Raw genomic sequence first — 24,641 nt, forward strand, 5'->3', positions numbered from 1 at the left:
CGGGGTGGAGCGGCCCGCTTCGTCGTTCCCGGGTGGAACGCCGTTCTCGTTCGCCGCTACTTGGCGACCACGCCGGCGTCCGGGGCCAGGGTGCCGACGGAGACCAGGACGATGATCAGGATGCCGAGCGCGATGCGGTAGATCACGAACGGCATGAAGCTGTTGTTCGAGATGTACTTCAGGAACCAGGAGATCGCCGCGTAGCCGACCACGAAGGCGATCGCGGTGGCCAGGATGGTCGGCCCCCAGGCCGGCGACGGCCCCTCGCCGATCTTGAACAGTTCCAGCACGCCGGAGGCCAGCACCGCCGGGATCGCCAGCAGGAACGAGTACCGGGCCGCCGCCTCGCGGCTGTAGCCGAGCAGCAGGCCGGCGCTGATCGTGCCGCCGGAGCGCGACACGCCCGGGATGAGCGCGAGTGCCTGGGCCATGCCGTAGCCGGCCGCGTGCGGCAGGGTCAGCTCGGTGATCGGCTTGGCGTACCGGACGGCCCGGGTGCGGTCGGCGACCGCGAGGATCACGCCGAACAGGATCAGCGTGGTGCCGATGATCCGCAGGTCGCGCAGGTCCTGCTCGATGGTGTCCTGGAACAGCTTGCCCAGGATGCCGATCGGCAGGGTGCCCATGATCACGAACCAGCCCATCCGGGCGTCCTGGTGCGAGCGGAGCGCGGGCCGGAACAGCGAGAGCGTCCAGGTCTTCACGATCGAGGCGATGTCGCGGCGGAAGTAGATCAGCACCGCGGTCTCGGTGCCGAGCTGCGTCACGGCGGTGAATGCCGCCCCCGGGTCCTGCCAGCCCAGCAGGGCGGGGAAGACCCGGAGGTGGGCGCTGGAGGAGATCGGCAGGAACTCGGTGAGCCCCTGGATCAGGCCGAGGACGGCCCCGTGGAACCATTCGATCACCGGACACCCGCCCGGGGTATCCGTCGCTCGATGCGCATGAAGCGTTCCTTGTTGGTCGGTGCGGGAGCGGCCCTGCGAACCGGCCGGCGCGGTCCAGCGGCGCGGCCCGATGGCAGGCGAACCACCGGTCCCGCCCGGCGCTCGGGCCGCGCGCGGGCCCGGCGTCCGCCTGATGCTACGCCGTTCAGGTGACGGCCTGTCGCCCGCCCCCACTCCCGGGGGCCGTTCCCGCGACCGGTGCGCCCGTGTCGGTCAGGCGGCCACGGGGCGGGCCCGCACCCAGATCCGGTCCTCCGTCAGGTAGTCGTCGACCGCCAGCCCGGCCTCGGCGAGCGCCTGTTCGAACTCCGCCCGGTCCATCGGGCGCGACAGGAAGGTCTGGGTCCACCTGGCGTCCGGGAACTCGTACTCGACGTGCACCCGGTTGACGCCCTCGGCCACCGGTGTGGCCGACGCCACCCGCACCAGCCCGTCCTTCCCGAGCGGGCGCTCGCGCGGCACGTTCGTCTGCCAGTTCTCGCCCTCGCGCTGGATCAGCACGCAGCCGTCCGCGGCGACGTGCCGGCGGCAGGCGTCCAGCAGGCCCCGGCGGACGTCCAGGCTGCCGGCGTGGATCAGGAAGGAGGCGAGCAGGACGACGTCGAAGCGCTCGCCGAGGTCGAGCCGCTCGATCGGACTGCGCACGGTGCGTGCCCCGCGGACCCGCGCCAGCATCTCGGCGGACTCGTCCACCGCCGTCACCCGAAAGCCCCGCTCCAGCAGCGGATGGGTCACCCGGCCCACGCCGCAGCCGAGTTCGAGCAGGCTCGCGCCGGGCGGGACGGCGCCCGCGATCACCTCGGGCTCGTCGCCGACCGGCAGCCGCGCGTACATGTCGACCGCGCAGCCGTCCGGGGTGATCACGCCCGGGCCGGTGCCCCGGTATCCCTCGCGGTGTTCGTTCTCTCGTTCGTTCCGTCGTTCGTCAGCCATGCGAACCATCCGAGCACGGCGGGCCCGGGGCTGGGAAGAGCGTGTGCGGAATTATGCTTGGCAGATACCCCAGGGGGGTATAGTGTCAACGACGAACCGGGCAGCACGGCCAAGGCGACGAGCACGTGGAGGACGACATGGCGCACCCCGCCCAGCACGACCACCGGCAGCACGCCGGGCACGAGCACCACGAGGGGCACCACGGCGAACACGCGCACCACGGCCACCACGGGCACGGCGGTGGGGCCGTGACCTGGGCGGCCGCGGCGCAGGCGACCCTGCACTGCCTCACCGGCTGCGCCATCGGCGAGATCCTCGGCATGGTGCTCGGCACGGCCCTCGGGCTGCACAACGGCGCCACCGTGGTGCTCTCGATCCTGCTGGCCTTCGTCTTCGGCTACGCGCTGACCATGCGCGGCGTGCTCAAGGCCGGCCTGGACGTCCGCACCGCGGTGAAGGTCGCGCTGGCCGCCGACACCGTCTCGATCATCGTCATGGAACTCATCGACAACACCGTGATGATGACCGTGCCCGGCGCCATGGACGCGGGCCTCGGCGACCTCCTGTTCTGGACGGCGCTGGCCGGTTCGCTGGCCCTGGCCTTCGTCCTGACCGTCCCGGTCAACAGGTGGATGATCGGCAAGGGTCGCGGCCACGCCGTGGTCCACGCCCACCACCGGCACTGACCGCTCCACCCGCGCCGCCCGCACCGCACGCCGCGGCCCGCACCGACCCCTCCGCAGGGGTGGTGCGGGCCGCGGCGTTTCTCCGTGCGTCCTGCGGGCGCTCAGGCCGCCCGGTCGAACTCCGCGAGGGTGGCGCGCAGCCAGTCCAGCTCGGCGGTGGTCGTCGCGCGGGCGATCAGCAGCATCCCGCGGCGGAACGGATCGGCGACCTCCTCGGCGCCCACCGGCCGGTCGCCGTCGTAGAAGAAGCTGGCCGGCTCGCTGAGGAAGGCCAGGCGGCGCCGGAGCACGGCGGCCTGCGCGGCCGGCTCGCCGTCGAGGTGGCGCAGGAAGGCGAGCACCGTGAACCAGCGGTTCTCGTCGCTGACGTCCAGGTCGTCCGGGGTGCGCAGCCGGTCCAGCAGGGCGGCCCGGCCGGCGTCGGTGAGCCGCAGGGTGTGCCGGGGTGCGGCCGCCGCGCCGGGCTCGGTGGCGCGCACCAGCAGGCCGTCGGCCTCCAGCCGCTTGATCGCCGGGTAGAGCGTGCCGTCGCTGATCGGCCGCACGTGGCCGGTGAGCGCGGCGAGGTGGCGCCGCAGCTCGTAGCCGTGCAGGGGCCGGTCGTGGAGGAACCCGAGGATCGCGAGCTTCAGCATGGGGCCACTCTCTCAGATCCGACCGTCGATATCTCGGTGCCGCTATACCTCGGAATCGAGGTATGGTCGTTCCCGGCGACCCGGGACGAGCCCCGGGCGCCGCCCCGACGACCACAGGAGGAGCACGTGCGCGACGCCACCGTCACCCCGAACGGCGACCGGATCCGCTGGGTGGAGATCCCCGGCCGGGAGCCCGTGCGGCTCTATCTGCACGGCCTCGGCGCCAGCTCGCCGGTCTACTACGCCGCGGCCGCCGCCCACCCGCTGCTCACCGGCCACCGCTCGCTCCTGCTCGACCTGCTCGGCTTCGGCATCAGCGACCGGCCCGCCGACTTCCCCTACACGCTGGAGGCGCACGCGGACGCCGTCGCCGCGGCCGTCCGCGCGGCGGGGGCGGAGCGGGTGGAGGTGATCGGCCACAGCCTCGGCGGCGCGGTCGCGATCCAGCTGGCCCACCGGCACCCCGGGCTGGTCGCCCGGCTGGTGCTGGTCGACGCCGTCATCGACCCGGTCGCGCCCGGCCGGGGCCCGGGCAGCAGCGGCATCGCCGGCTTCACCGAGGAGGAGTTCCTGGCCGGCGGCCTGGAGCAGGTGGAGCGGTGGTCGGGTCCGTTCTGGTGGGCCACGATGCGGCTCGCCGGTCCCGAGGCACTCCACCGCAGTGCCGTCCACCGCTGCCGGGCGACCGTGCCGAGCCTGCGCGAGCAGTTGGACGGCCTGGAGCTGCCGCGCACCTTCCTCCACCCCGAGGCCGACGGCGAGCTGCCCGGCGCGGACCGGCTCCGGGCGGCGGGTGTGGTGCTGGAGGCCGTGCCCGACTGCGGGCACAACATCATGATCGACAATCCGGAGGGCTTCGCGAAGGCCGTCGCCACCGCGTTGGCGTAGCGTCGTCCCGATGTTCCGATGTCCCGTTGTGAGGAGCGCGTCCGCCATGCCGATCCAGGTGCCCGAGGCGCTGGCCGTCTCCCTCGTCGACTTCTTGGGGCCGGACGGGCGGGCCTGGGTCGACCGATTGCCCGCGCTCGCCTCGGAGTTGGCGGACCGCTGGGAGCTGCGGATCGACGGCGCGCCCGCGCACGGCGTGGTCGGCCTCGTCCTGCCCGTCCGGCGGGCCGACGGCGCGGGCGCCGTGCTCAAGCTCCAGCCCGTGGACGAGGAGACGGCCGGCGAACCGCTCGCCCTGCGCGCCTGGGACGGCCGGGGCGCCGTCCGGCTGCTCGACCACGACCCGGCCACCGGCTCGATGCTGCTGGAGCGCCTCGACCCCGCGCGCTCCCTGCTCGCCGTCCCCGACGACCTGGCCGCCACCGGCGTCGTCGCCGACCTGCTGGCCGAGCTGACGCAATGTCAGGCGCCCGCCGGGGTGCGGACCTTGGCGGATGTCGCGGACGCCGTGCTCGCCGACGTCCCGGAGGCGCGCGGCGCGCTGGCCGAGGAGGCCGACCGCCGGCTGCTGGCCGATCTCGCGGCCGCCCTGCGCGAGGTCCGGCCCGAACCGGGCGACCGGCTGCTCCACTGGGACCTGCACTTCGGCAACGTGCTCGCCCCGTCCGGCCCCGACGCCCGTGCCCGCTGGCTCGCCATCGACCCCAAGCCCCTGGCCGGCGACCCGGGGTTCGAACTCCTCCCCGCCCTGCGGAACCGCTGGTCCGACCTCGCCGCCACCGGCGACCTTCCGCGCGCCCTGCGCCGCCGCTTCGACCTGATGACCGCCCGCCTCGGCCTGGACCGCGACCGCGCCGTCCGCTGGACCCTCGGCCGCGTCCTGCAGAACGTCCTGTGGGACGTGGCGGACGGCGCGCCGGTCATCGACGAGGGCCAACGGGCCGTCGCCTCGGCCCTGTTGGGGCGTTAGCCCGGCGGTCGGCCGCCGGTCGGGCGTCCCGGGAGGACGGCGAAGCGCACCGGCGTGCCCGGGCGGGCCTGCGCCGCGGCGGCGAGGTCGGCGGGCGGTACCACGCCGACCACCGGGTAGCCGCCGGTGGTCGGGTGGTCGGCGAGCAGGACCACCGGCCGTCCGTCCGGCGGGACCTGGACGGCCCCCAGCACCATGCCCTCGCTGGGCAGTTCGTCCTCCCGGGCGCGGACGAGCGGCGGGCCCTCGGTGCGCAGCGCGATCCGGTTGCCGGCCGGGGCGACCCGGTAGGGCGCGCGGGCGAGAAGGGCGGCGGCGTCCGGGGTGAACCAGTCGGCGCGCGGGCCGAGCCGCAGCCGCAGCACCAACTCGGCGGGGGGAGCGGGCAGCGGCACCAGCTCCGGCGCCGGCCGGTACGGCGGGCGCGGGCCGACCGGAAGGCGGTCGCCGACGGCCAGCGGCGCCGGGCCGAGCCCGGACAGCAGATCGGCCGAGCGGCTGCCCAGCACCGGCTCGACGGCCAACCCGCCCGCCACCGCCAGGTACGCGCGCACTCCGGCGGTCGCGGCGCCGACGTCCACCACCGACCCGGCCGCCACCGCCACCGGCGCCCCCCAGGCGGCGGGCCGGCCGTCCACCCGCACCGGCGACGGCGCGCCGGTCACCGCGACCACCAGCGGCCGCAGCGCACGCACCGCGATCCCGCCCATCGTGGTCTCCACGGCGGCGGCCCCGGGCTCATTGCCCACCAGCCGGTTGGCCGCCCGCAACGCCGGCCCGTCCAGCGCCCCCGCCCGCGGCACCCCGAGATGCGCCACCCCGCGCCGCCCGAGGTCCTGGACCGTGCTCAACGGCCCCGGCCGCACCACGACCATCGCGTCCGTCACGCCGCCCCTCCCGGGAGGTCTCGCAGTGCGCGAGTCGGCGCCGACCCGGTGGGGCGGCGCGGGGTTGTCGCGCTCGTCATGTGGCGCCGCCCTGCGGGGAGGCCGCCGCGACCCCGCGGGGGCCGCGCGCCGTTGCCGCGGTCGGCCGGCCCGCCGCACCGGTCGGGTCGCCCTCCCGTATCCCCACCGGGGCGCGACCCGTGGCCCCCGCGGCCCACCGGCCGCACGGGCGGCCCGCCCGTTCCGCGCCTCCGGACCGATCCCGGCATCCGGCCGCGCCGGGCATGAGAGCCCGGCGATCCGGGCGTCCGGAGGGGGCCGGCGGTGGCGTGCGTGGCGTTCGGCCGGGGCCGCCCGGTCGGCCGTGTGTGCGAGGGGGTGCGGCGGGCGGTCCGGGTCGCTCGGTCGCGTGCGCCCGGCCCGACGCGCGGGCGCTTCGGACGGCTGGGCGTTCGAGCCGCCGCGTGTGCCGGGGCGGCCGGCCGGTGCCGCGTGGTGCCCGCCGCGGGTGCCGGCCGCGCCGTCATGCCGTGCCTCCCCGCAGCGGGGTGAACCGGACACGGGTGCCCGGGGCGAGGAGGGCGGGCGGGGTGCGGGTGGCGTCCCAGAGGCGGAGGGCGGTGCGGCCGAGGAGCTGCCAGCCGCCGGGGGAGGGGTGCGGGTAGACGCCGGTGTAGGGGCCGGCCAGGGCGACCGAGCCCGCCGGGACGCTGCTGCGCGGGGTGGCCCGGCGCGGCACCTCGTAGCGCGGGGGCAGGCCGGTGAGGTAGCCGAAGCCGGGGGCGAAGCCGCAGAACGCCACGACGTACTCGGGCTCCGTGTGGATCCGGACGGCCGCCTCGGGGGAGACGCCCCAGCGGCGGGCGACCTCGGCGAGGTCCGCGCCGTCGTAGACGGTGGGCACCTCGACCAGCGGGCCGGACGCGGCGGACGCCGGGCCCGGGCGGGCTGTGCGCAGCACCCGGGTCAGCGCGTCGGGGTCCGCCACGCCGTCCAGCAGGACGGTGCGGGCCGCGGGCACGATCTCCCCGACCGGCGGCAGTTCGCCGGCCGCCTGCCGCTCGCGCAGCCAGCCGTAGAGGGCGGTGACCTCGGCCGTGCCCGCGAGCTCCACCAGCAGGGCGTGCTCGCCGACCGGCCGGACGGCCGGCCGGGGGTCGGTCACGTGAACGCCTCCACCCGGACGCCCGCCGAGGCGAGCGCGCCGCGGATGCGCCAGGCGAGCTGGGCCGCGCCGGGGGTGTCGCCGTGGACGCAGAGCGAGCGCGCCTCGACGGTGATCGGCTCGCCGCCGATGGCCTCCACGGACCCGTCGCGGGCGATGCCGACGGCCCGGGTGATGACCTTCTCGGGGTCGTGGATCACGGCGCCGTCCTCGCGGCGCGGGACGAGGGTGCCGGCCCAGGTGTAGGCGCGGTCGGCGAACGCCTCGGTGACCACCGGCAGTCCGGCGGCCTCGGCGGCGGCCAGCAGCCGGGAGCCCGGCAGGCCGAGCACCGGCAGCGGACCGTCGCTGACCGCCCCGGACCGCAGGATCCCGGCGACCACCGCCTCCGCCTGTTCGCCGTCCGCGACCACGCGGTTGTAGAGGGCGCCGTGCGGCTTGACGTAGGAGACCCGCGAGCCGGCGGCGCGGGCGAAGACCTGGAGGGCGCCGATCTGGTAGGCGATCTCGTCGGCCAGCTCGTCGGGCGGCACGTCCATCGCCCGGCGGCCGAAGCCCGCGAGGTCCCGGTAGGAGACCTGGGCGCCGATCCGGACGCCGCGTTCGGCGGCCAGCGCGCAGACCCGGCGCATGGTGGAGGGGTCCCCGGCGTGGAAGCCGCAGGCGACGTTGGCGCTGGTGACGACGGAGAGCAGGGCCTCGTCGTCGGTCAGCGTCCAGCGTCCGAACCCCTCGCCGAGGTCCGCATTGAGATCGATCACCGTATCGGCCACGCCGTCCGCCTTCCAGCAGCTGTTGAGCCAGATGGTAGGGCCTGGGCCGGTGCGCGCCGTGCCGCTCGTCCGTCCGGCGGCGGTCAGCCGGTCACCGCGGTCGGCGGGTGCCCGGCCGCCCCGGCGCGCTCGGCCCGCTCGACCAGCGGCCGCAGCGCGCGCAGCACGATCAGCAGCGGGACGACGCCCACGATCCCGAACGACATGTCGATAAACCGCCAGTAGAGCGGGATCCCCCGCAGCGGTCCGCAGATCAGCGCGAGCGGGATGGTCCCGGCGCAGGCGAGCACCGCCCAGCGGACCACCCAGACGTTGCGCACCGGGTCCTTGATCGGCCCCCGGAACGCCGCCGCGATCACCGGGTGGGCGAAGGCGAGCCAGTCGGTGCCGTAGGCGAGGAACCGGAGCAGGCGCCGGACCCGTCGCAGGGTCGCCCGCTCACCGTCGGTCGCATCGTTCATGTGCGTCCATCCCCACACGCGGGCATGTCGAGGACATGCCGAAGTGGCGGACCGGGCTCCTCCCGGCTGCGCGGCATGACTTTGGACCCTGAAATTGAACGTGTTCAACTAATGGTCGGCGGGCGCCGGACGGCTGTCCGGAAGGTCCGTTTCGGTCGATGTCGGCCCCTGCCTCTACTCTTGTCCCCCGTGACCGTCATCGCCGACCAGCCCACCGAGCACGGCCCCCGGCCGCCCGCCGGGTCCGCCGTCGCCGCCGCGCGGCCCGCGCCGGGCCCCGCCGCCGACGAGGGCCTGGCCCGCCGGCTCAAGGCGCTGGCCTGCACCGCCCCGCTGCACGACCTGGACAGCCGCAAGGTGATGCTGGCCGGCGAGTACGGCGGCTACGCGATGGCCGAGGTCGGACTCGCCGCCATCGACCTGGTCACCCTCAACATGGACTTCGACACCGGCGCCGACCGCGAGCTCGTGCTCGCCCGGCTGCTGCCCCGGGTCGCCGCCCAGGCGCCCGGCCGCTCCGCCGCCGAGCACCAGCGGGTCGGCCGCTGGGTGCTGGAGTCGCTGATCAACGTCGGCAGCGTCGACCGCGGCTTCCGCGCCGTCTACGGCACCTTCAACGCGGAGGGCGCGTACGTCCGCCGGGACTACGACTTCAAGCTGATCGAGGAGGTCCCGGGCCCCGACGGCGGCGTCTACCTGCGCACCACCGACGAGGCGGTCAACGTCCTGGTCGGCGCCCTGGACACCGACGTCACCTCCGCCCAGATCGCCGCCGAGGTCAAGCTGGAGGTGCTGATCCGGCGCGGCCGGCTGGCCGACGCCCAGCTCGCCGCCGAGCAGGCCCGCTACCGCACCGTCCAGTACGCCGAGACGCTGCGCCGCGCCCTGGAGGCCACCCGGCGCAACGTCCGCGCCGTCGACTGGATGCGGGCGATCCCGGACCTCATCGACGAGGCGCTCGACCACATCGCCGACCGCTACCGGCACGAGAACGCGATCCTCACCAACATCCGCAAGGCCCGCGACGAGGCCGAGGAGCCGGAGCACAAGCGCCGCGCCGCCGAGCTGGTCGACATCGTCAAGGACTGCATCCGCCGCCACACCCAGCTGCAGACCCGGCTGCTGGAGGCCGGCCCGCTGTTCCGCGCCGAGCAGGACCGGCAGGCCTTCGCCACCCCCGGCGCCCGCAGCGGCATCGACCTCTACGGCCAGCTGCTCGCCCCGGTGCTCCGGCTGCCGATAGCCCAGGCCGTCCGCCCCACCGGCGCGTTCTTCGCGCGCGGCACCGGCCTGCGCACCCCTGTCTCGGTCCGCGTCTGCGACCTGGTCGACCTGCTGCTCACCCCGCCGGTCGAGCGCGAGCACCTCGGCGCCGAGCTGCCCGACCCGGACCTCGTCGCCACCCCCGACGACAGCCGGTTCTCCGAGGCCCAGCTGGAAGCGGCCCTCGACCTGCTGGACCTGCCCGCCGACGCGCCCCGCCGGCTCTCCGGCCTGCTCGCCGAGGCCCGCGCACAGGACCCGGAACTCCCGTACCTGGTCGCCCTGCTGGCCGTGCACGCGGCCAGCCCGCCGGTCGGCACCGCCTACCGGCAGGGCGAGGAGCGGCTGCTCTTCGCCGTCGACGACGGCACGCCGCTGCGCGACCGGGAGTTCGGCGGCGCCGACCTCATCGTCGGCAGCGCCCTGCTCGACGCCGCCGGCATGGCCGCCGACCGCAAGGACGCCGGCTGACCCCCCGTCCGCATCGGCCGGCCACCCCGACCACCCCGACCACCCCGACCACCTCCCCACCCGCACCCCCCCGCAACGCCCCCGAGGAGCACCGCCCGTGACGACCCACCACGACGCGTCCTGGGCGCCCGAGACCGAACCGGCGGCCCCCGCGCCGATCACCCCGGCCGACGTCGCCGACGCCGCCCGCCTGGTCTCCTTCGGCCTCCAGGCCAAGCTGCTCCCCGCCCGCGACGCCGAGTACGCCGAACTGGTCCGCCGCCACCGCGAGGACCCGCCCTTCGCCCGCCTCGCCGACGCCGTCGCCACCGGCATGGGCCTGGTCGTCCTGGAGGTCTCCCCGCGCGCCGGCATGGCCGTCGCCGCCGCCGAGGACTCCGTCTTCGCCGTCCGGATGGGCGACTACTCGCGCCGCGCCGCCTCCGAGTCCACCGACCGCTTCCTGCACGGCCTCGCCCACCTGGCCGTCGCCGCGATGGCCTTCCCCCGCCCCGAGGACCTCGCCGACGACGGCTACCTCGGCCGGATCACCGTCAACGGCATCGACGCCTTCGTCCGCCAGGCCTGCCGCCGCCTGGAGGAGCAGGCCGAGGCCGACGGCGACAACACCGACCCGCAGAGCGACGCCCCCGGCCTGGAGGCCGCCTGGCGCGTCTGGGCCCGGCGCACCGCCACCGGCGCCACCAAGGACGCCCGCCGGCTCTCCGGCTCCACCATCGGCATCGTCGCCAAGGCCGTGCTGTTCCTGGTCGACTCCGGCTTCCTGCAGAAGGTCTCGGACGACGCCGGCGGCACCTACCGCACCACCGCCCGCTACCAGCTCCAGGTCCGTGACCTGGCCGGCACCGCCGCCATGGCCGAGCTGCTCGACCTCGGCGTCGTCCCGGTCTCCGACGGCACCGCCTCCCTGCTGCCCCCGGACACCGGGGACGACCTGGTCGCCGACGCCGGCCTGCCGTTCCACTCGCTCTAGCCCCGGCCGCACGAAAGCCCCGCCGACACCCCCGCGCCCGCCGAAACCCCGCGCCCCGCCGGCACCCCGTCACCCTCCGATCCACCCGCCTCCTGGAGAACCGCCGCACATGTACGAGCTCAACCGGGTCCGCCTCTACTCGATCGGACCGGCCGGCGCCCGCTACGCCGACACGGTGCTCGACCTGCGCGGCGTCGGCGAGCCCGTCGCCGACCCGGTGCCCCAGCAGATCGGCCTGTTCGGCGAGGACACCGAGGGCCCGGTCCGCCGCCCCGCCCCGGCCGGCGTGCTCTTCCTGGAGAACGGCGGCGGAAAGTCCGTCCTGCTCAAGCTGATCTTCTCGGTCATGCTCCCCGGCCACCGCAACACCCTCGGCGGCGCCAGCTCCGGCGTGCTCCGCAAGTTCCTGCTCGCCGACGACTGCGGCCACGTCGCCCTGGAGTGGCAGCACACCGTCACCGGCGAGCTGATCGTGGTCGGCAAGGTCAGCGAGTGGCGCGGCCGCCAGGTCTCCTCCGACCCGCGCAAGTTCGCCGAGACCTGGTACTCCTTCCGCCCCGGCGCCGGCCTCACCCTCGACTCCCTCCCGGTCGCCGAGCGGGTCAGCCTGGCCGGCGACCAGAAGGCCCGCGGCCGCCGCCGCACCATGAAGGGCTTCCGCGACGCCCTCACCGAGGCCGGCAAGGCCCACCCCCACCTCGACCTGGTCTTCGAGGACGGCCACGACCGCTGGACCGAACACCTCGGCGAACTCGGCCTCGACCCCGAACTCTTCCGCTACCAGCGCGAGATGAACGCCGACGAGGGCGAGGCGGCCGGCCTCTTCGCGGTCAAGCAGGACAAGGACTTCACCGACCTGCTGCTGCGCGCCGTCACCGACACCCGGGACACCGACGGCCTCGCCGACCTCGTCCACGGCTTCGCCGCCAAGCTCGGCCTGCGCTCCGAACTCACCGCCGAACGCGACTTCACCGCCGGCTCCCTGGAACTGCTGGAGCGGATCGCCGAGGCCACCGCCGCCCGCGAGAGCGTCCGCGAGGCCCACCGCACCGCCGAACGCCGCACCCGCCGGCTCGCCCACGCGCTCGGCTCCCGCGCCGCCGCCGAACGCGACCGCGCCCAGGACCTCGCCGTCGAGGTCGACGCCGCCGCGAGCGCCGTCACCGCCGCCGAGAGCGACCGCACCCGGCACACCCTGATCGCCGCCGAACTCACCCACCGGCACGCCTCGCTGGCGCTGGCCGCCGCCACCTCCGAGGCCGCCGCCCTGCGCCGCGAACTCACCGACGCCCGCACCCTGCACGCCGCCTGGCAGGCCGCCGAGGCCGTGCTGCGCCACCGCGCCGCCGCCGACCGGGTCGGCCGGGTCGCCGCCGCGATCCGCGAGGCCGAGCTGGACGCCGCCCCCGCGCTCGCCGCCCGGGCGCGCGCCGCCACCGCCCTGGCCCGCGCCCTGGAAGGCGCCGCCGCGGCCGCCGAGGACCGCGCCGACACCGAGGAGCAGCGCGCCGCCGAGCTCCAGTCCGACGGCTCCAGGGCCCAGACCGACGCCACCGAGGCCGCCACCGCCGCCCAGAAGGCCCGCAGCGAGGCCGAGCACCTGCGCCAGCGCCTCGCCGAGGTCGAGCAGGAGACCGCCGCCGCCGTCGAGGCCGGCTTCATCGACACCGACGGCGACGTCGACCCGGCCCGCGCCGCCCTGCACGCCGCCGACGTGGAGAAGGCCGCCGCGGCCGCCCTCGGCCAGGCCCGCACCGCCGCCGAGTCCGCCGCCACCCGGCTGCGGGAGGCCGCGGCCGCCACCGGCCGCGCCGAACTCGCCGCCGCCCGCGCCACCGACGCCCGCAAGGCCGCCGCCCGGGCCCTCGCCACCGAGCAGCGCACCGCCGCCCTGCTCGCCACCGAGTCCCGGCTCGCCGACCTGCTCTCCCTCACCCCGGCCCCCACCGTCTGGAGCGAGGACGGGGCCGGCGCCGAGGAGGACGCCGGCTTCCTCACCCCCGCCGTCCTCGACCGCAACGCCGAGTACCTGCGCGAACTCCTCGACGAGGCCATCGCCACCGCCGAACGCACCCTGTTCGACCTGCGCACCGCCGCCGCCGACGACTCCCGGATCCTCGCCGCGCTCGGCGACGGCGGCCTGCTGCCGCCCGGCCCGGACGTCCTCGCCACCGTCGAGTACCTCGCCGAGCACGGCATCCCGGCCCTGCCCGGCTGGCGCTACCTCGCCCAGTCCGTCGACCCGGCCGACCACGAGGCGATCCTCGCCGCCCGCCCCGAACTCGTCGACGGCGTCGTCGTCACCGACCCCACCTCCCTGGAGCGGGCCCGCGAGGCGCTGCGCTCCGCCGCCCTGCTGCCCCGCTCCACCGTCGCCGTCGGCGCCGCCGCCTCGCTGATCGCCCCGATCACCGACGAGCCCGCGTTCTTCCTGGTGCCGCCGAACCCGGCCATGCACGACGAGTCCGCCGCCGACGACGAGCGCCGCGAACTGCGCGCCCGCGCCACCGCCCGCGAGGAGCACATCCGCGAACTCGCCGCCCGCCTCGGCGGCGACCGCGCGCTCGCCGCCCGCCTCGCCTCCTGGCACGCCAGCTGCCCGCCCGGCACCCTCGCCGAACTCGCCGGCGCCGCCGAGGCCGCCCGCGAGCACGCCGAGCAGGCCGCCGCCGCCCTGGCCACCCTGCGCGCCGAGCACGACGAGGCCGAGACCGACCACGCCGTCGCGGCCTCGGCCCACGAGGAGCACCGGGAGGCCGCCCAGCGGGCCCGCCGCCGCGCCGACGCCCTCTCCGGCCTCGCCTTCCGGCTGCGCGAGCGCGCCAACTGGAGCCGCCGCCGGCGCGAACTCACCGAGGACGCCGCCGAGTGCGACCGCCGCCAGGCCGTCTGCGCCGAACGCGCCCGCACCTGCGACGAGGACCGCCGGGCTGTTCAGCGCGCCGCCGACGACGCCCGTCGCACGGGCCGCGCCCTGCGGGCAGAGCGGGCCGAGATCTCCGCCGCCGAGCAGACCGACGAGCCCGCCGAGGCCGCCCCCGCCGCGCTGCCCGAGCTGCGCGAGGCCTACCGCTCCGCCTCCCAGCTCTACGAGAAGGTCGGTGTCGGCGCCGACCTGCGCGCCGAACAGGCCCGCGCCGAGGGCGACGAGGCCGCCGCCGCGACCGAACTCGACCGCCTCACCAACAAGGTGCGCACCCGCGCCGAGGAACTGCTCAACAGCCCCGACGGCGCCGACGGCCCGGCCCGCCAGGCCGCCGCCGCCCGCGCCGAGGAACTCGTCGCCACCATCGAGGCCCGCGCCGCCGCCGCCAGCGAGCAGCTCGGCCGGCTGCGCGGCGAGGCCGAACGCTCCGCCCCCGCCGACGGCGAGGCGCACACCGAGCTGCCCGAGGACCTCGTCCCCACCGACCCCGAGCACGCCCAGACCCTGCTGCGCAGCGCCACCAGCCGGCTCGCCGAACGCCGCGAGGCCGTCGAGACCGCCCGCACCGCGCACGCCGACCTCCAGCGCACCCTCGACGCCGCCCAGGCCGCCGCCGCCGACTTCGACGAGCACGCCGGCCAGCTGCGCGACGGCCTGCGCGAGCAGCAGGACGACGCCGAGACCCTGGTCGAGCCCTACCTCGGCGCGCTCGCCGACGCCCGCACCGCCGCCGCCGAGGCCCGCCGCACCCTGCGCACCGCCGCCGGCGAGCTGTCCTCCGCCGAACTCGCCGTCCGCGACGCCTCGGACGCCCTCGTCCGGCACGCCAACGCGGCCCGCTACGAGGCCGTCCGCACCCCGGCCCGCCAGCAGATCCGCGAGCTGCCCGCCTCCGCGCTGCCCGACCACGCCGCCGACTGGGCCGTCGCGTTCGCGCCCCGGCTGCGGGTGCTCACCGACGAACTCGCCCAGCTGGAGCGCAACCGCGGCTCGATCGTCGACCGGCTGCGCGGCCTGGTCGAGTCCTCGCTGACCACCCTGCGCGCCGCCCAGCGGCTCTCCCGCCTGCCCGAGGGCCTGGGGGAGTGGTCCGGCCAGGAGTTCCTGCGGATCCGCTTCGAGGACCCGGACCACGCGACCCTGGTCGAGCGCCTCGGCGAGGTCATCGACGAGGCCACCCGCGCCGCCGTCCGCAAGAACAGCGACCTGCGCCGCGACGGCATGTCCCTGCTGCTGCGCGGCGTCGGCGCGGCGATCGGCCCCAAGGGCGTGGCCGTCGAGATCCTCAAGCCGGACGCGGTGCTGCGCGCCGAGCGGGTGAGCGTCGGCCAGATGTCCGACGTGTTCTCCGGCGGCCAGCTGCTCACCGCGGCCATCGCGCTGTACTGCACGATGGCCGCGCTGCGCGCCAACGACCGCGGCCAGTCCCAGCTGCGGCACGCGGGCACGCTGTTCCTCGACAACCCGATCGGCCGGGCCAACGCCACCTACCTGCTGGAGCTCCAGCGCGCGGTGGCCGACGCCCTCGGCGTCCAGCTGATCTACACCACGGGCTTGTTCGACACCACCGCGCTCGCCGAGTTCCCGCTGGTCATCCGGCTGCGCAACGACGCCGACCTGCGGGCCGGCCTCAAGTACATCTCGGTGGAGGAGCACCTGCGGCCGGGCCTGCCCGCCCCGCAGGACCCGGACGGCCCGGCCGTCCACGGCGAGATCACCGCCACCCGGATGTTCAAGCGCCCGGCGGAGGTTCCCGCCTCGTCGTGACGGTCGTAGCGTGGGGCCCATGCTGACGATCGCTCACTGCAGTGACACCCACCTGGGCCAGGACCACCACGGCGACGCGGGCGAGCGCGCCCGGCGGCGGGCCGAGCAGGTGGTGGCGTACCTCGACGCGCTGCCCGGCCCGCTGGACGCCGTCCTGGTCACCGGCGACCTCGCCGACCACGGGCTGGCCGCCGAGTACCGGGAGGTCGCCGAGGTGCTGGTCTCCCGGTACCCGGTGCTGCTGTGTCCCGGCAACCACGACGTGCGCGAGCCGTACCGGGAGGTGCTGCTCGGCGAGGCACCGTCCGGCGGTCCGGTCAACCGGCTGCACGCGCTGCCCGGCGTGGACGTGCTGATGCTCGACTCCTCGATCCCCGGCCGGGACGACGGCCTGCTCGACGAGGAGACCCTGGGCTGGCTGGACGGCACGCTCGCCGAGGGGGCGGCGGACCGCCCGGCGCTGGTGGCCTTCCACCACCCGCCGGCCACCCTGCACCTGCCGTACGTGGACCCGATCCGGCAGTTCGGCGAGGACCGGCTGGCGGAGGTGCTGGGCCGTCACCCCCGGGTGCGGGCGCTGCTCTGCGGGCACGCCCACACCGCGGCGGCCACCGTCTTCGCGGGGCTGCCGCTGCTGGTCGCGCCGAGCGTGGTCTCCACCGTCACGCTGCCCTGCGAGGGGGGAGCGGGCATCACCTTCGAGCAGCCGCCGATGGTCGCCTTCCACCTGCTGGACGACGACGGCCGGCTGACCACCCACTACCGGGTGGTCAGCCCCGCCTGACGCGGCGCCGGGCCGCCCGGGTACGGCGGCCCGGCCGGCGGCTGGTGGGGGCGCTGCGGGTGCTGCTGCTGGTACGGGGGATAGGGCTGCGGGTGCGGCGGCTGGGGGTGCTGCTGCGGGTACCCCGCCGGAGCGCGGCTGCCGGCCATCGGGGAGGCCGAGTTCGGCGCGCGCATCCGCTGGGCGGCGACCTGGCGCGAGATCAGGATCTCCAGCAGGCACCACATCGTGCCGAACACCCCCACCCCCATCGCCATCAGCGCCGGCGTCATCAGCCAGCTGTCGGCGTACGAGGACAGCGTCGCCACCACGATGCCCACCATGGTGAAGGCCAGGCAGAGCACCGCGCGGACGACGGCCCTGCGGACCTCGTCGGGAAGACGGCGGCGACGGCGGGCGGTTGGCATCGGGCGACCCCCAGGCGCGGACGGGCGGCGGACACGAGCGGGGCGGGCGCCGAGTCTACGCCCCCGCGCTCCACTCTGCCCCGTCGTACCCGGACTATGCGCGCGAATCCCCCGAACCGATACCAAATCGTGTGATCCGGCCCGGATCCTACCGAACGGGCTCGCCGAACTCCGGTCACCGTCGGGCGAGTTGCCCGCTCAGCAAAGTCGCCCGCTCAGGCGAGTTGCTCGTTCAGCTCGGCCAGCGCGCCCTCGACGATGGTCCGCATCGCCCGCTCGGCCCCCTCGGCATCCCCCGCGCAGACCGCCTCGGCGACCTCGCGGTGCAGCCGGATCGCGTACGGCTCCGGCTGATGGGGCATCAGATGGTACTCGGTCCGGCCGGTCAGCACCGCGCCGACGGTCTCCCGGAGATGGGCGAACATCTCGTTGCGCGAGGCCCGCAGCACGGTGGCGTGGAACTCGATGTCGTGCTCGAGGAAGGTGGCCAGGTCGGCGGCGCGCGCGGTCATCGTCAGCTCGACCGCCAGCGCGCCGAGTCGGCGCCGCTCGTCGTCGGTGGCGTGCCGGGCCGCGAGCGCGGCGGCGGCCGGTTCCACGGCGAGCCGCAGCGAGCCGAGCGAGCGCAGTTGGGCGGGCCGGTCGGCGCCGGCCAGCCGCCAGCGGATCACCAGCGGGTCGAAGACGTCCCAGTCGGACTTGGGCTGCACGGTGATGCCCACCCGGCGGCGGGAGGCCACCAGGCGCATCCCCTCCAGGATCCGGACCGCCTCGCGGACCACCGTCCGGGAGACCCCGAACCGCTCCTCCAGCTCCTCGGCGCGCAGTACCGCGCCCTCGGGGAGCTCCCCGGACGCGATGGCCGGCCCCAGTTCCGCGAGCAGTCGGCCGGGCAGCCCCTGGATCTCCATCCCGCCAGCCTAGACCTCCCCCGCCCGTCCGGTGCCGCCACCCCCGGCGTCGACTCAGCGGCATAAAAGTATGACGATTTGGTTTCCCCTACTTGAATACGTCATATCTTTGAGGCGATAGTGGCGCCAGGCAACGAAGGAGCACCACCCATGGCTCTCAGCGTCGAGAACCACGACACCCCTCACGCGCCCCTCACCATCGTGGTGATGGGCGTCTCGGGTGTCGGCAAGACCACCCTGGCCCGTCTGCTGGCCGACCGCCTCGGGCTCCCCTTCGCCGAGGCGGACGACTTCCACCCGCCGGCCAACATCGCCAAGATGTCGGCCGGCGTCCCGCTGGACGACCGCGACCGCGAGCCCTGGCTGCGCGCCATCGGCGCCTGGCTCAAGGAGCGCCACGAGGCCGGCACCGGCGGTGTGGTCACCTGCTCGGCGCTCAAGCACGGCTACCGCGACCTGTTGCGCGCGGCCTGCCCGGAGGCCTGGTTCCTGCACCTCAGCGGCCGGACCGAGCTGGTCGAGGACCGGCTCGCGCACCGCACCGGCCACTTCATGCCGCCGTCGCTGCTCGGCTCCCAGTACGCCGCCCTGGAACCCCTCGGTCCGGACGAGCGCGGCGCCGTCCTGGACGTCGGGCCGACCCCCGAAGAACTCGTCGAGAAGGCCGTCGCCCTGCTGCGGCCCGTCAATGGAGACCTCGCGTGACCCCGTCCCCCACCCTCGCGGTGCTCGCGGCCGCCCCACCGGCCCTCCCGCACACCGGCAGCGACACCCAGCTGCTGATCGCGGTGCTGCTCAGCATCGGCGCCATCGTGCTGCTGATCACCAAGCTCAAGCTGCACCCGTTCCTGGCCCTGACCCTCGGTTCGGGCCTGCTGGCCGCCGTCGCCGGCGCGCCGTTCGACAAGCTGCTCAGCAGCTTCTCCGCCGGCTTCGGCTCCACCGTCGCGGGCGTCGGCCTGCTGATCGGGCTGGGCGCGATGCTCGGCAAGCTGCTCGCCGACTCCGGCGGCGCGAACATCATCGCGGACACCGTGCTGTCCCGCTCCGGCCCGAAGGCGCTGCCCTGGGCGATGGCGCTGATCGCCGCTGTGCTCGGCCTGCCGCTGTTCTTCGAGGTCGGCGTGGTGCTGCTGATCCCGATCGTGCTGCTGGTGGCCCGCCGCGGCAACGTCCCGCTGATGCGGATCGGCATCCCGGCGCTGGCCGGCCTGTCCGTGCTGCACGGCCTGGTGCCCCCGCACCCCGGTCCGCTGGTCGCCGTCGACGCGCTCAAGGCCGACCTCGGCGTGACCCTGGCGCTCGGCCTGCTGATCGCCGTCCCGACCCTGATCATCGCCGGTCCGCTGTTCGCCCGCGTCGCCGAGCGCTGGGTCGGCCCGCTGGAGATCCCCGAGGCGGCCACCCCGGTGGAGACCGCCAAGCGCGAGCACACCCCGTCCTTCGGCGCGGTGCTGGCGACCATCCTGCTGCCGGTGGTCCTGATGCTCGGCAAGGCGCTGGCGGACGTCGTGATCGACGACCCCAAGGCGCTGCCGCAGCGGGTCTTCGACTTCATCGGCTCCCCGCTGATCGCCCTGCTCGCGGCGACCCTGCTCGGCATGGTGACCCTGGGCAGGGCGGCCGGCTTCGACAAGGCCCGGATATCCGACACCGTCGGCAAGTCGCTCGGCCCGATCGCCGGCATCGTCTTCATCGTCGGCGCCGGCGGCGGCTTCAAGCAGACCCTGATCGACGTGGGCGTCGGCAACGCGGTCAGCGAGTGGTCGTCCAAGTGGCACATCTCGGCGCTGCTGCTCGGCTGGCTGATCGCGGTGCTGATCCGCCTCGCCACCGGCTCGGCCACGGTCGCCACCATCACCGCGGCCGGCATCGTCGCCCCGCTGGCGGCCGACATGTCGTCCACCCACGCGGCCCTGCTGGTGCTGGCCATCGGCGCCGGCTCGCTGTTCCTGTCGCACGTCAACGACGCCGGCTTCTGGCTGGTGAAGGAGTACTTCGGGATGAGCGTCGGCCAGACGCTGAAGTCCTGGTCGGCGATGGAGACGGTGATCTCGGTGGTCGCGATCGCCCTGATCATGCCGCTCAGCCTGGTCATCTAGCCGGCCGGCCCCGGACACGACGCCGAACGGGCGGGCGCTCCACGTGGAGCGCCCGCCCGTTCGTCCGTGCCGGGGTGGGATCAGGCGACCAGCAGGACCCGCCAGCCGCCCCCGCCGTCCGCACCGTCCGGGCGGAGCGTCAGCTCCTTCACCTGGCCGGTCCGGTGGAAGGTCAGCCGCACGGTCTGGCGGTTCGCCGGGTCGTCGCCGAAGTCGGCGGTGACCTCCCCGGCGGCGCCGGGCCCGTAGGTCCGGACCCACTCCTCGGCCACCGTGCGGCGCGCGTCGGCCGGGCCCTCGGCGGCGGCCAGCTTCACCAGCCGCTCCGCGGAGCCGTCGGCCAGCCGCCACACCACCTGCTGGACCAGGCCCAGCGACTCGGGCACGGGGTAGCCGGTCACCGCGAGGTGCGGATGGGCGGCGTAGTCGGCCGCGTGCTCCAGCCGGGCGTCCTCGCCGGTGCTCGAACAACCGGCCAGCAGGGCGGCCGCGAGCACGGTCGCCAGCGCGGCCGCCACCGGCCGCCCCGCCGCCATCAGCTGGTCCCGAGCGGGCGGACGACGACGAACCACTCGATCGGGTCACCCTTCTGCCGGTAGTACGACAGCACCTCGTTCAGCGTGGTGACGCCCTGCCGGCCGTGCTGGCGCAGCTCCATCCGGGAGCCCCAGCTGACCACGATCGCGGCGTGGTTGATCCGCGACTCCTTGCGCCACTTGAAGAACACCACGTCGCCGGGGCGCGCCTCGGAGGTCCAGCGCAGCCAGGTCGAGTACCGGTGGTTCAGCAGGTGCCGGTGCAGGTTGGCCGCGCCGGCCCAGGTGTAGCTGCGGTTCTTGTGCCAGCCGAACATCCAGTAGTCGTTGGTCCACCAGGCACTGTCGAAGGTCTTGAAGCCGTACCGGGTGCGCATGCCGCCACCGTAGTAGAGGGCCTTGGAGACGAAGTTGGTGCAGTCCTGGGGGAAGTCCCAGCCGATGTTGACGTTGCGGCGGGCCCAGTCGGCCGTGCCGTTGTAGTTGTACCCGGCCTGGACGGCGCCGGTGGCGGGCTGGGCGGGCTGGACCGGGAAGCCGTTGGCGTCCAGCGGGACGGCCTTCTGGGCGTCCGCCGGGTCGGCCTGCACGCCGTCCGCCACGTCGACCTGGGCCTGCGCGGCCGCGGAGGAGGACAGCTTCTGCTGGGCCGCGAGGTCGTCGGCCTCGGAGACCAGCACCGCGGCGGTGCCGACGGCGAACTCGAACCGCTTGGAGCCCGCGCTCTCGCTCGGCGAGTCCACACCGCCGGACCGGATCATCACCGAGTCCTTGACGGTGGCCCGCACGACGACCTTGCCGGCCGTCTGCTGGTCGACCACCACGTCGGTCAGGGAGACCGCCGCGGCCGTGTACAGCTGGTTCTGGGTCGCCAGCGCCTCCCGGTTGGCGACCAGCGAGGCCTCCTGGGTGGCCAGCAGGTCGACGAAGACGGTGCCGTGCGCGGCCTCGGCGGCGGCGTCCGGCGCGGTGAAACCGGCCTTCATCTTCACCTTGTTGCGGGCGTCCAGGTACTCCTGCACGAAGCCGCGGTACTGCTCCGGGCCGCCGGCCGTCGGCGTGCCCTGGACCAGGGCCGAGGTGATCGGGGCGGCGGTGCCGTAGCTGTTCCGGGCGGTGACCACCGCGCGGTACGAGCGGGTGTTGTCCAGGCCGGTGAACGCGGCCCGCAGGTCGCCGGTGCCGACCTCCTGGACCGGCACGCCGGCCGAGGTCTCGACCCGCACGGTGTAGCCGACCTCGCCGACCGAGCCGCGGTCGGCCGGGGCGTTCCAGGTGACGGTCAGACCGGCGTCGCCGCCGGCGGCGGTGACCAGCTCGGCCGCGCCCGGCGCGGTCGGCGCCAGGTAGTCGAGGGTCAGCTTCGGACGCTGCGCCGGATCGGCGGCGGTGGCGGAGAAGTAGCGGGCCGCGCCGGTCCAGCCGGCCGGCGGACGCAGGGCCAGTCCGTAGGCCTCGCCCTTCTCGAACCACGAGCCGGCCAGCGTGGCCAGGTCGGTCTCGGACGGCTTGGCGGCGGAGGCGTAGCTCTCGGCGCCGGCGGCCGCGGTCAGCGCCGCGCCGCCCTGGCCGGGGGCCCAGGCCGAGCCCAGCTGGAAGACGTCCACGGCGGCCTCGTCGCAGCCCGCCGGGCAGTCCGAGCGGGTCAGCGCGAGCTTGGCGCCGACCACCCGGGAGCCGGTCGGCACGGCCGACAGGTCGGGCTTGAGCCAGCTGCTCCAGCTGCTGCCGTCGGCCGTGGTGCCGACCCGCAGCTCGGCCGGGTCGGCGGCCGGGCAGGCGCCGGTGTCACAGCCGCCGCCGGCGGTGGCCGCCGAGGCGTCCGCGAGGGCCGTGCCGGTGAGCACCACGGTGGTCGGCGCGGGCGGCGCCGGCGGGGCCTGGACGCGGACGGCCAGCGGCTGGTCGGCGCTCCAGGCGGAGCAGCCGACGGCGGCGCAGGCCCGCGCGGCCCAGGTGTAGTCGCCGCCGTCGGCCAGCGCGCCGTCCGGCACCTGGACCGAGGCGCGGGTGCCGCTCTCCGCCCACGCCGGGGCGATGACGGTCGGCAGCGGCTGGCCGTTCTGGCCCTTGACCACGAACTCGGTGCGGATCCGGCCCTGGTTGGGGTTGGTGACCAGGGCGGAGAGCACCGGGGTGAGGGTCTGCTGGGCGCCGGTCTGCAGCGCGGCCGGCACGTCCGGCAGCGGGCTGACGCTGAAGGTGGCCCAGGGGGACCAGCCCAGGTTGTAGTGCAGCCCGTCGTACGGCGAGGAGCGGAACCGGTAGGTGTGGCCGTACTGGAGCAGTCCGGCCGGGACGGTGACCTCGGAGGGGGTGCCGCTGGCCACGTAGCCGGAGACGTTGACGGCGCCGACCTGGGCGCCGGAGATGGCGTCGACCAGCTGGAAGGTGCCGGTCACCTTGTCGCCGTCGGGGTCGACGAAGGTGTCCCGGAGCACCGGGGTGGTGGTGTCGACGCGCCAGGTGCCGGTGCCGTCCTGCAGGAACGGCGGGCCGGCCTGCTGGTTGGTGCCGGTGCGCGGGCGGTAGTTGTAGTTCACCGTCAGCTTCGGCACGTTGGTGGCGGCGTTGGCGGAGTTCACCTCCTTCCAGTACTTGGTCGACACCTCGTCGGGGGCGCGCAGGCCCATGCCCGAGGTGCCGCTCTTGGCCGAGGCCCAGGTCTGGACGAGGTCGGTGACGTTGGCGTTGATCCAGCCGTCGCCGCCGCAGGCGTCGCGGCCCCTGGTCTCGGTGGAGGTGGCCTTCTTGGCCTTCCAGGCCGGCTGGGCGGTCCACCGCGAGGCGGTCGAGGCCAGGCCGGTGTCCCAGACCTCCCAGGTGTACGGCAGGCAGTCGCTGTTGCCGGAGTGGAAGTTGTAGAGCGAGAGGGTGGCGCTGGAGACCAGGGCGTCGGCGATGCCGGCGGTGTTCCAGTTGATGAAGGCGCGGGCCTCGCGGGAGCTGCCGTCGGCGTTCTTGGTGCCGGAGTTGCCCCAGTAGATCTCGGTGTCGGCCGACCAGTCGACCGTCTCGCCGTGCTGGACCCGGGTGTCGAAGGCGTTGCCGAGGGCGGCGGTGGCCGGGTCGACGGTCACCGGGTAGGCGGTGGCCGGGTCGGCGAGGAAGGCCGCGTCCGGGGTGAAGACCAGGTCGACGGTGTCGCCGTGCTGGACCACGGCCAGGCCCACCCGGGCCTGCCGGGCGTGCTCGCTCGATCCGGGCGCCGAGGTGGCGTCCCACATCACCGGCGCGGGCAGCACGGCGCGCTTCTGGCCGTTCTTCCGGTCGGTGAACAGCACCGAGCCGTCGGGCTGCGCCTCGGCCTTGATGCCCTTGGCGCGCAGCGGCATGGTGTAGCTGTAGCCGCTGGCCGCCGGGCGCTGGTTGAGCGTGACGTACTGCTCGAAGCCGGTGCGGGTGGCCTCGACGACCAGGTCGCCGGCGCCGTCGCCGATGGCGTCCCGGTAGGTGGCCCGGGTGCCGTTCAGCTCGGGCGCGGGCAGGCCGCCGCGCCACTCCAGGGCGAGCTGGTCGTCGCCGGAACCGAGCGAGACGAGGGTGCGGGCCGCCTCCGTGCCGGCCGGCGCCGCCTGGAGCGCGCGGGATTCGGCGAGCGAGCGGGGGCGCTTGCCGCCGGCCCCGGCGAGCTTGAGGCCGTTGGGGTGGGCGGCGGGGGCCACCGAGCCGTCGGCGGCGGCCTTGAGGGTGAGGTCGACGTCGGCCCACTTCCCCTCGCGCAGGAAGCGCACCGGGCCGGCCGACAGTTCGGTGGTGAGGGTGCCGTCCGGGTTGGCCCAGGTGGTGGAGGTCTCGTCGCGCTCGGAGAGCGCCTCGACCCGCTGGCCGGAGGTGCGGGCGGCGGCCCGGGCGGCGGCCAGGCTGCTGCCGGGGTCGAGGGCGGCGGCGGTGGGGGCCTTGCCGGGGGTGGGCCTGGGGTGGGGCTTGGCCGCGAAGGCGACCGGGGACCCGGCGGCCAGCGACAGCGCCAGCGTGAGGGCCAGCGGACCGGTCAGGGTCCGTCCTGAGACGTGCATGGGGGCTCCTTGCTCCACTGTCGATCAACAGTGTGGGGCGGAGCATATGGAAGATCACATGACAAGATGATCATGGCAAAGCGGACAAAAATACCCATTGCCTGAAGATTTCCTGAGAATGGTGACCCGATCGTGACGCG

The 24,641-nt window shown here is 75.4% G+C and carries 20 protein-coding genes; 9 read left to right on the forward strand and 11 right to left on the reverse strand.

Features of this window, described 5'->3' with window-relative positions:
- Positions 1-56 precede the first annotated feature (56 nt).
- Together ACFCLZ_RS32320 and ACFCLZ_RS32325 are read right to left on the reverse strand one after the other, a co-directional pair.
- Complete coding sequence (locus ACFCLZ_RS32320; RefSeq protein ID WP_380286355.1) at positions 57-902, reverse strand: undecaprenyl-diphosphate phosphatase; 846 nt, start codon at positions 900-902, stop codon at positions 57-59.
- A gap of 255 nt (positions 903-1,157) precedes the next feature.
- Positions 1,158-1,877 carry a class I SAM-dependent methyltransferase gene (locus ACFCLZ_RS32325; protein WP_380281430.1) on the reverse strand — a complete coding sequence of 240 codons (720 nt, stop codon included), beginning with the start codon at positions 1,875-1,877 and terminating at the stop codon, positions 1,158-1,160.
- A 137-nt stretch (positions 1,878-2,014) separates the two neighbouring features.
- Between ACFCLZ_RS32325 and ACFCLZ_RS32330 the strand changes: the two genes are divergently transcribed.
- Positions 2,015-2,563, forward strand: a complete 549-nt coding sequence (locus ACFCLZ_RS32330) for a DUF4396 domain-containing protein (protein ID WP_380281431.1) — start codon at positions 2,015-2,017, stop codon at positions 2,561-2,563.
- Positions 2,564-2,664: 101 nt separating this feature from the next.
- Here ACFCLZ_RS32330 and ACFCLZ_RS32335 read toward each other — a convergent pair whose 3' ends face one another.
- Positions 2,665-3,198: a PadR family transcriptional regulator gene (locus tag ACFCLZ_RS32335; RefSeq protein WP_380281432.1), complete on the reverse strand. Its 534-nt coding sequence runs from the start codon at positions 3,196-3,198 to the stop codon at positions 2,665-2,667.
- A 126-nt stretch (positions 3,199-3,324) separates the two neighbouring features.
- On the opposite strand from ACFCLZ_RS32335, the gene ACFCLZ_RS32340 reads away from it, so the two are divergent.
- Positions 3,325-4,086, forward strand: coding sequence for an alpha/beta fold hydrolase (locus ACFCLZ_RS32340; RefSeq protein WP_380281433.1), 762 nt, complete (start codon positions 3,325-3,327; stop codon positions 4,084-4,086).
- A gap of 46 nt (positions 4,087-4,132) precedes the next feature.
- Complete coding sequence (locus ACFCLZ_RS32345) at positions 4,133-5,056, forward strand: aminoglycoside phosphotransferase family protein (RefSeq protein ID WP_380281434.1); 924 nt, start codon at positions 4,133-4,135, stop codon at positions 5,054-5,056.
- Here the strand turns inward: ACFCLZ_RS32345 and ACFCLZ_RS32350 are convergent.
- From ACFCLZ_RS32350 to ACFCLZ_RS32365, 4 genes are all read right to left on the reverse strand, one after another.
- Entirely contained in the window at positions 5,053-5,943 is an 891-nt protein-coding gene (locus ACFCLZ_RS32350; RefSeq protein WP_380281435.1) for a biotin-dependent carboxyltransferase family protein, read from the reverse strand. The genes ACFCLZ_RS32345 and ACFCLZ_RS32350 overlap by 4 nt on opposite strands.
- 523 nt (positions 5,944-6,466) lie before the next feature.
- Entirely contained in the window at positions 6,467-7,108 is a 642-nt protein-coding gene (gene pxpB / locus ACFCLZ_RS32355) for a 5-oxoprolinase subunit PxpB (RefSeq protein ID WP_380281436.1), read from the reverse strand.
- On the reverse strand, positions 7,105-7,869 hold the full coding sequence (locus tag ACFCLZ_RS32360; RefSeq protein WP_380286356.1) for a LamB/YcsF family protein: 765 nt from the start codon (positions 7,867-7,869) through the stop codon (positions 7,105-7,107). The genes pxpB and ACFCLZ_RS32360 overlap by 4 nt, the downstream gene beginning before the upstream one ends.
- A gap of 95 nt (positions 7,870-7,964) precedes the next feature.
- Positions 7,965-8,342 carry a hypothetical protein gene (locus tag ACFCLZ_RS32365; RefSeq protein WP_380281437.1) on the reverse strand — a complete coding sequence of 126 codons (378 nt, stop codon included), beginning with the start codon at positions 8,340-8,342 and terminating at the stop codon, positions 7,965-7,967.
- 198 nt (positions 8,343-8,540) lie between these two features.
- On the opposite strand from ACFCLZ_RS32365, the gene ACFCLZ_RS32370 reads away from it, so the two are divergent.
- From ACFCLZ_RS32370 to ACFCLZ_RS32385, 4 genes are all read left to right on the forward strand, one after another.
- Positions 8,541-10,076 carry a hypothetical protein gene (locus ACFCLZ_RS32370; RefSeq protein ID WP_380286357.1) on the forward strand — a complete coding sequence of 512 codons (1,536 nt, stop codon included), beginning with the start codon at positions 8,541-8,543 and terminating at the stop codon, positions 10,074-10,076.
- A gap of 97 nt (positions 10,077-10,173) precedes the next feature.
- Entirely contained in the window at positions 10,174-11,049 is an 876-nt protein-coding gene (locus ACFCLZ_RS32375; protein WP_380281438.1) for a hypothetical protein, read from the forward strand.
- 109 nt (positions 11,050-11,158) lie between these two features.
- Positions 11,159-15,742 (forward strand): hypothetical protein, encoded by a 4,584-nt coding sequence (locus tag ACFCLZ_RS32380; protein ID WP_380281439.1) that lies wholly within the window; start codon positions 11,159-11,161, stop codon positions 15,740-15,742.
- A 19-nt stretch (positions 15,743-15,761) separates the two neighbouring features.
- Positions 15,762-16,526, forward strand: a complete 765-nt coding sequence (locus ACFCLZ_RS32385; protein WP_380281440.1) for a metallophosphoesterase — start codon at positions 15,762-15,764, stop codon at positions 16,524-16,526.
- Here the strand turns inward: ACFCLZ_RS32385 and ACFCLZ_RS32390 are convergent.
- Both ACFCLZ_RS32390 and ACFCLZ_RS32395 read right to left on the reverse strand, forming a co-directional pair.
- A complete protein-coding gene (locus ACFCLZ_RS32390; protein WP_380281441.1) occupies positions 16,502-16,933 on the reverse strand; it encodes a hypothetical protein in 432 nt (143 codons plus the stop codon). The genes ACFCLZ_RS32385 and ACFCLZ_RS32390 overlap by 25 nt on opposite strands.
- A gap of 215 nt (positions 16,934-17,148) precedes the next feature.
- On the reverse strand, positions 17,149-17,844 hold the full coding sequence (locus tag ACFCLZ_RS32395; protein WP_380281442.1) for a FadR/GntR family transcriptional regulator: 696 nt from the start codon (positions 17,842-17,844) through the stop codon (positions 17,149-17,151).
- A 150-nt stretch (positions 17,845-17,994) separates the two neighbouring features.
- Between ACFCLZ_RS32395 and ACFCLZ_RS32400 the strand changes: the two genes are divergently transcribed.
- Both ACFCLZ_RS32400 and ACFCLZ_RS32405 read left to right on the forward strand, forming a co-directional pair.
- On the forward strand, positions 17,995-18,549 hold the full coding sequence (locus ACFCLZ_RS32400) for a gluconokinase (protein WP_380281443.1): 555 nt from the start codon (positions 17,995-17,997) through the stop codon (positions 18,547-18,549).
- Positions 18,546-19,946, forward strand: coding sequence for a gluconate:H+ symporter (locus ACFCLZ_RS32405; protein ID WP_380281444.1), 1,401 nt, complete (start codon positions 18,546-18,548; stop codon positions 19,944-19,946). The genes ACFCLZ_RS32400 and ACFCLZ_RS32405 overlap by 4 nt, the downstream gene beginning before the upstream one ends.
- A gap of 80 nt (positions 19,947-20,026) precedes the next feature.
- On the opposite strand, the gene ACFCLZ_RS32410 is transcribed toward ACFCLZ_RS32405, so the two are convergent.
- Positions 20,027-20,482: a hypothetical protein gene (locus ACFCLZ_RS32410; RefSeq protein ID WP_380281445.1), complete on the reverse strand. Its 456-nt coding sequence runs from the start codon at positions 20,480-20,482 to the stop codon at positions 20,027-20,029.
- Positions 20,482-24,501, reverse strand: a complete 4,020-nt coding sequence (locus ACFCLZ_RS32415) for a DNRLRE domain-containing protein (RefSeq protein ID WP_380281446.1) — start codon at positions 24,499-24,501, stop codon at positions 20,482-20,484. The genes ACFCLZ_RS32410 and ACFCLZ_RS32415 overlap by 1 nt, the downstream gene beginning before the upstream one ends.
- Positions 24,502-24,641 lie beyond the last annotated feature (140 nt).

Source organism: Kitasatospora purpeofusca (assembly GCF_042691725.1).
Classification (GTDB): Bacteria; Actinomycetota; Actinomycetes; order Streptomycetales; family Streptomycetaceae; genus Kitasatospora; species Kitasatospora purpeofusca_B.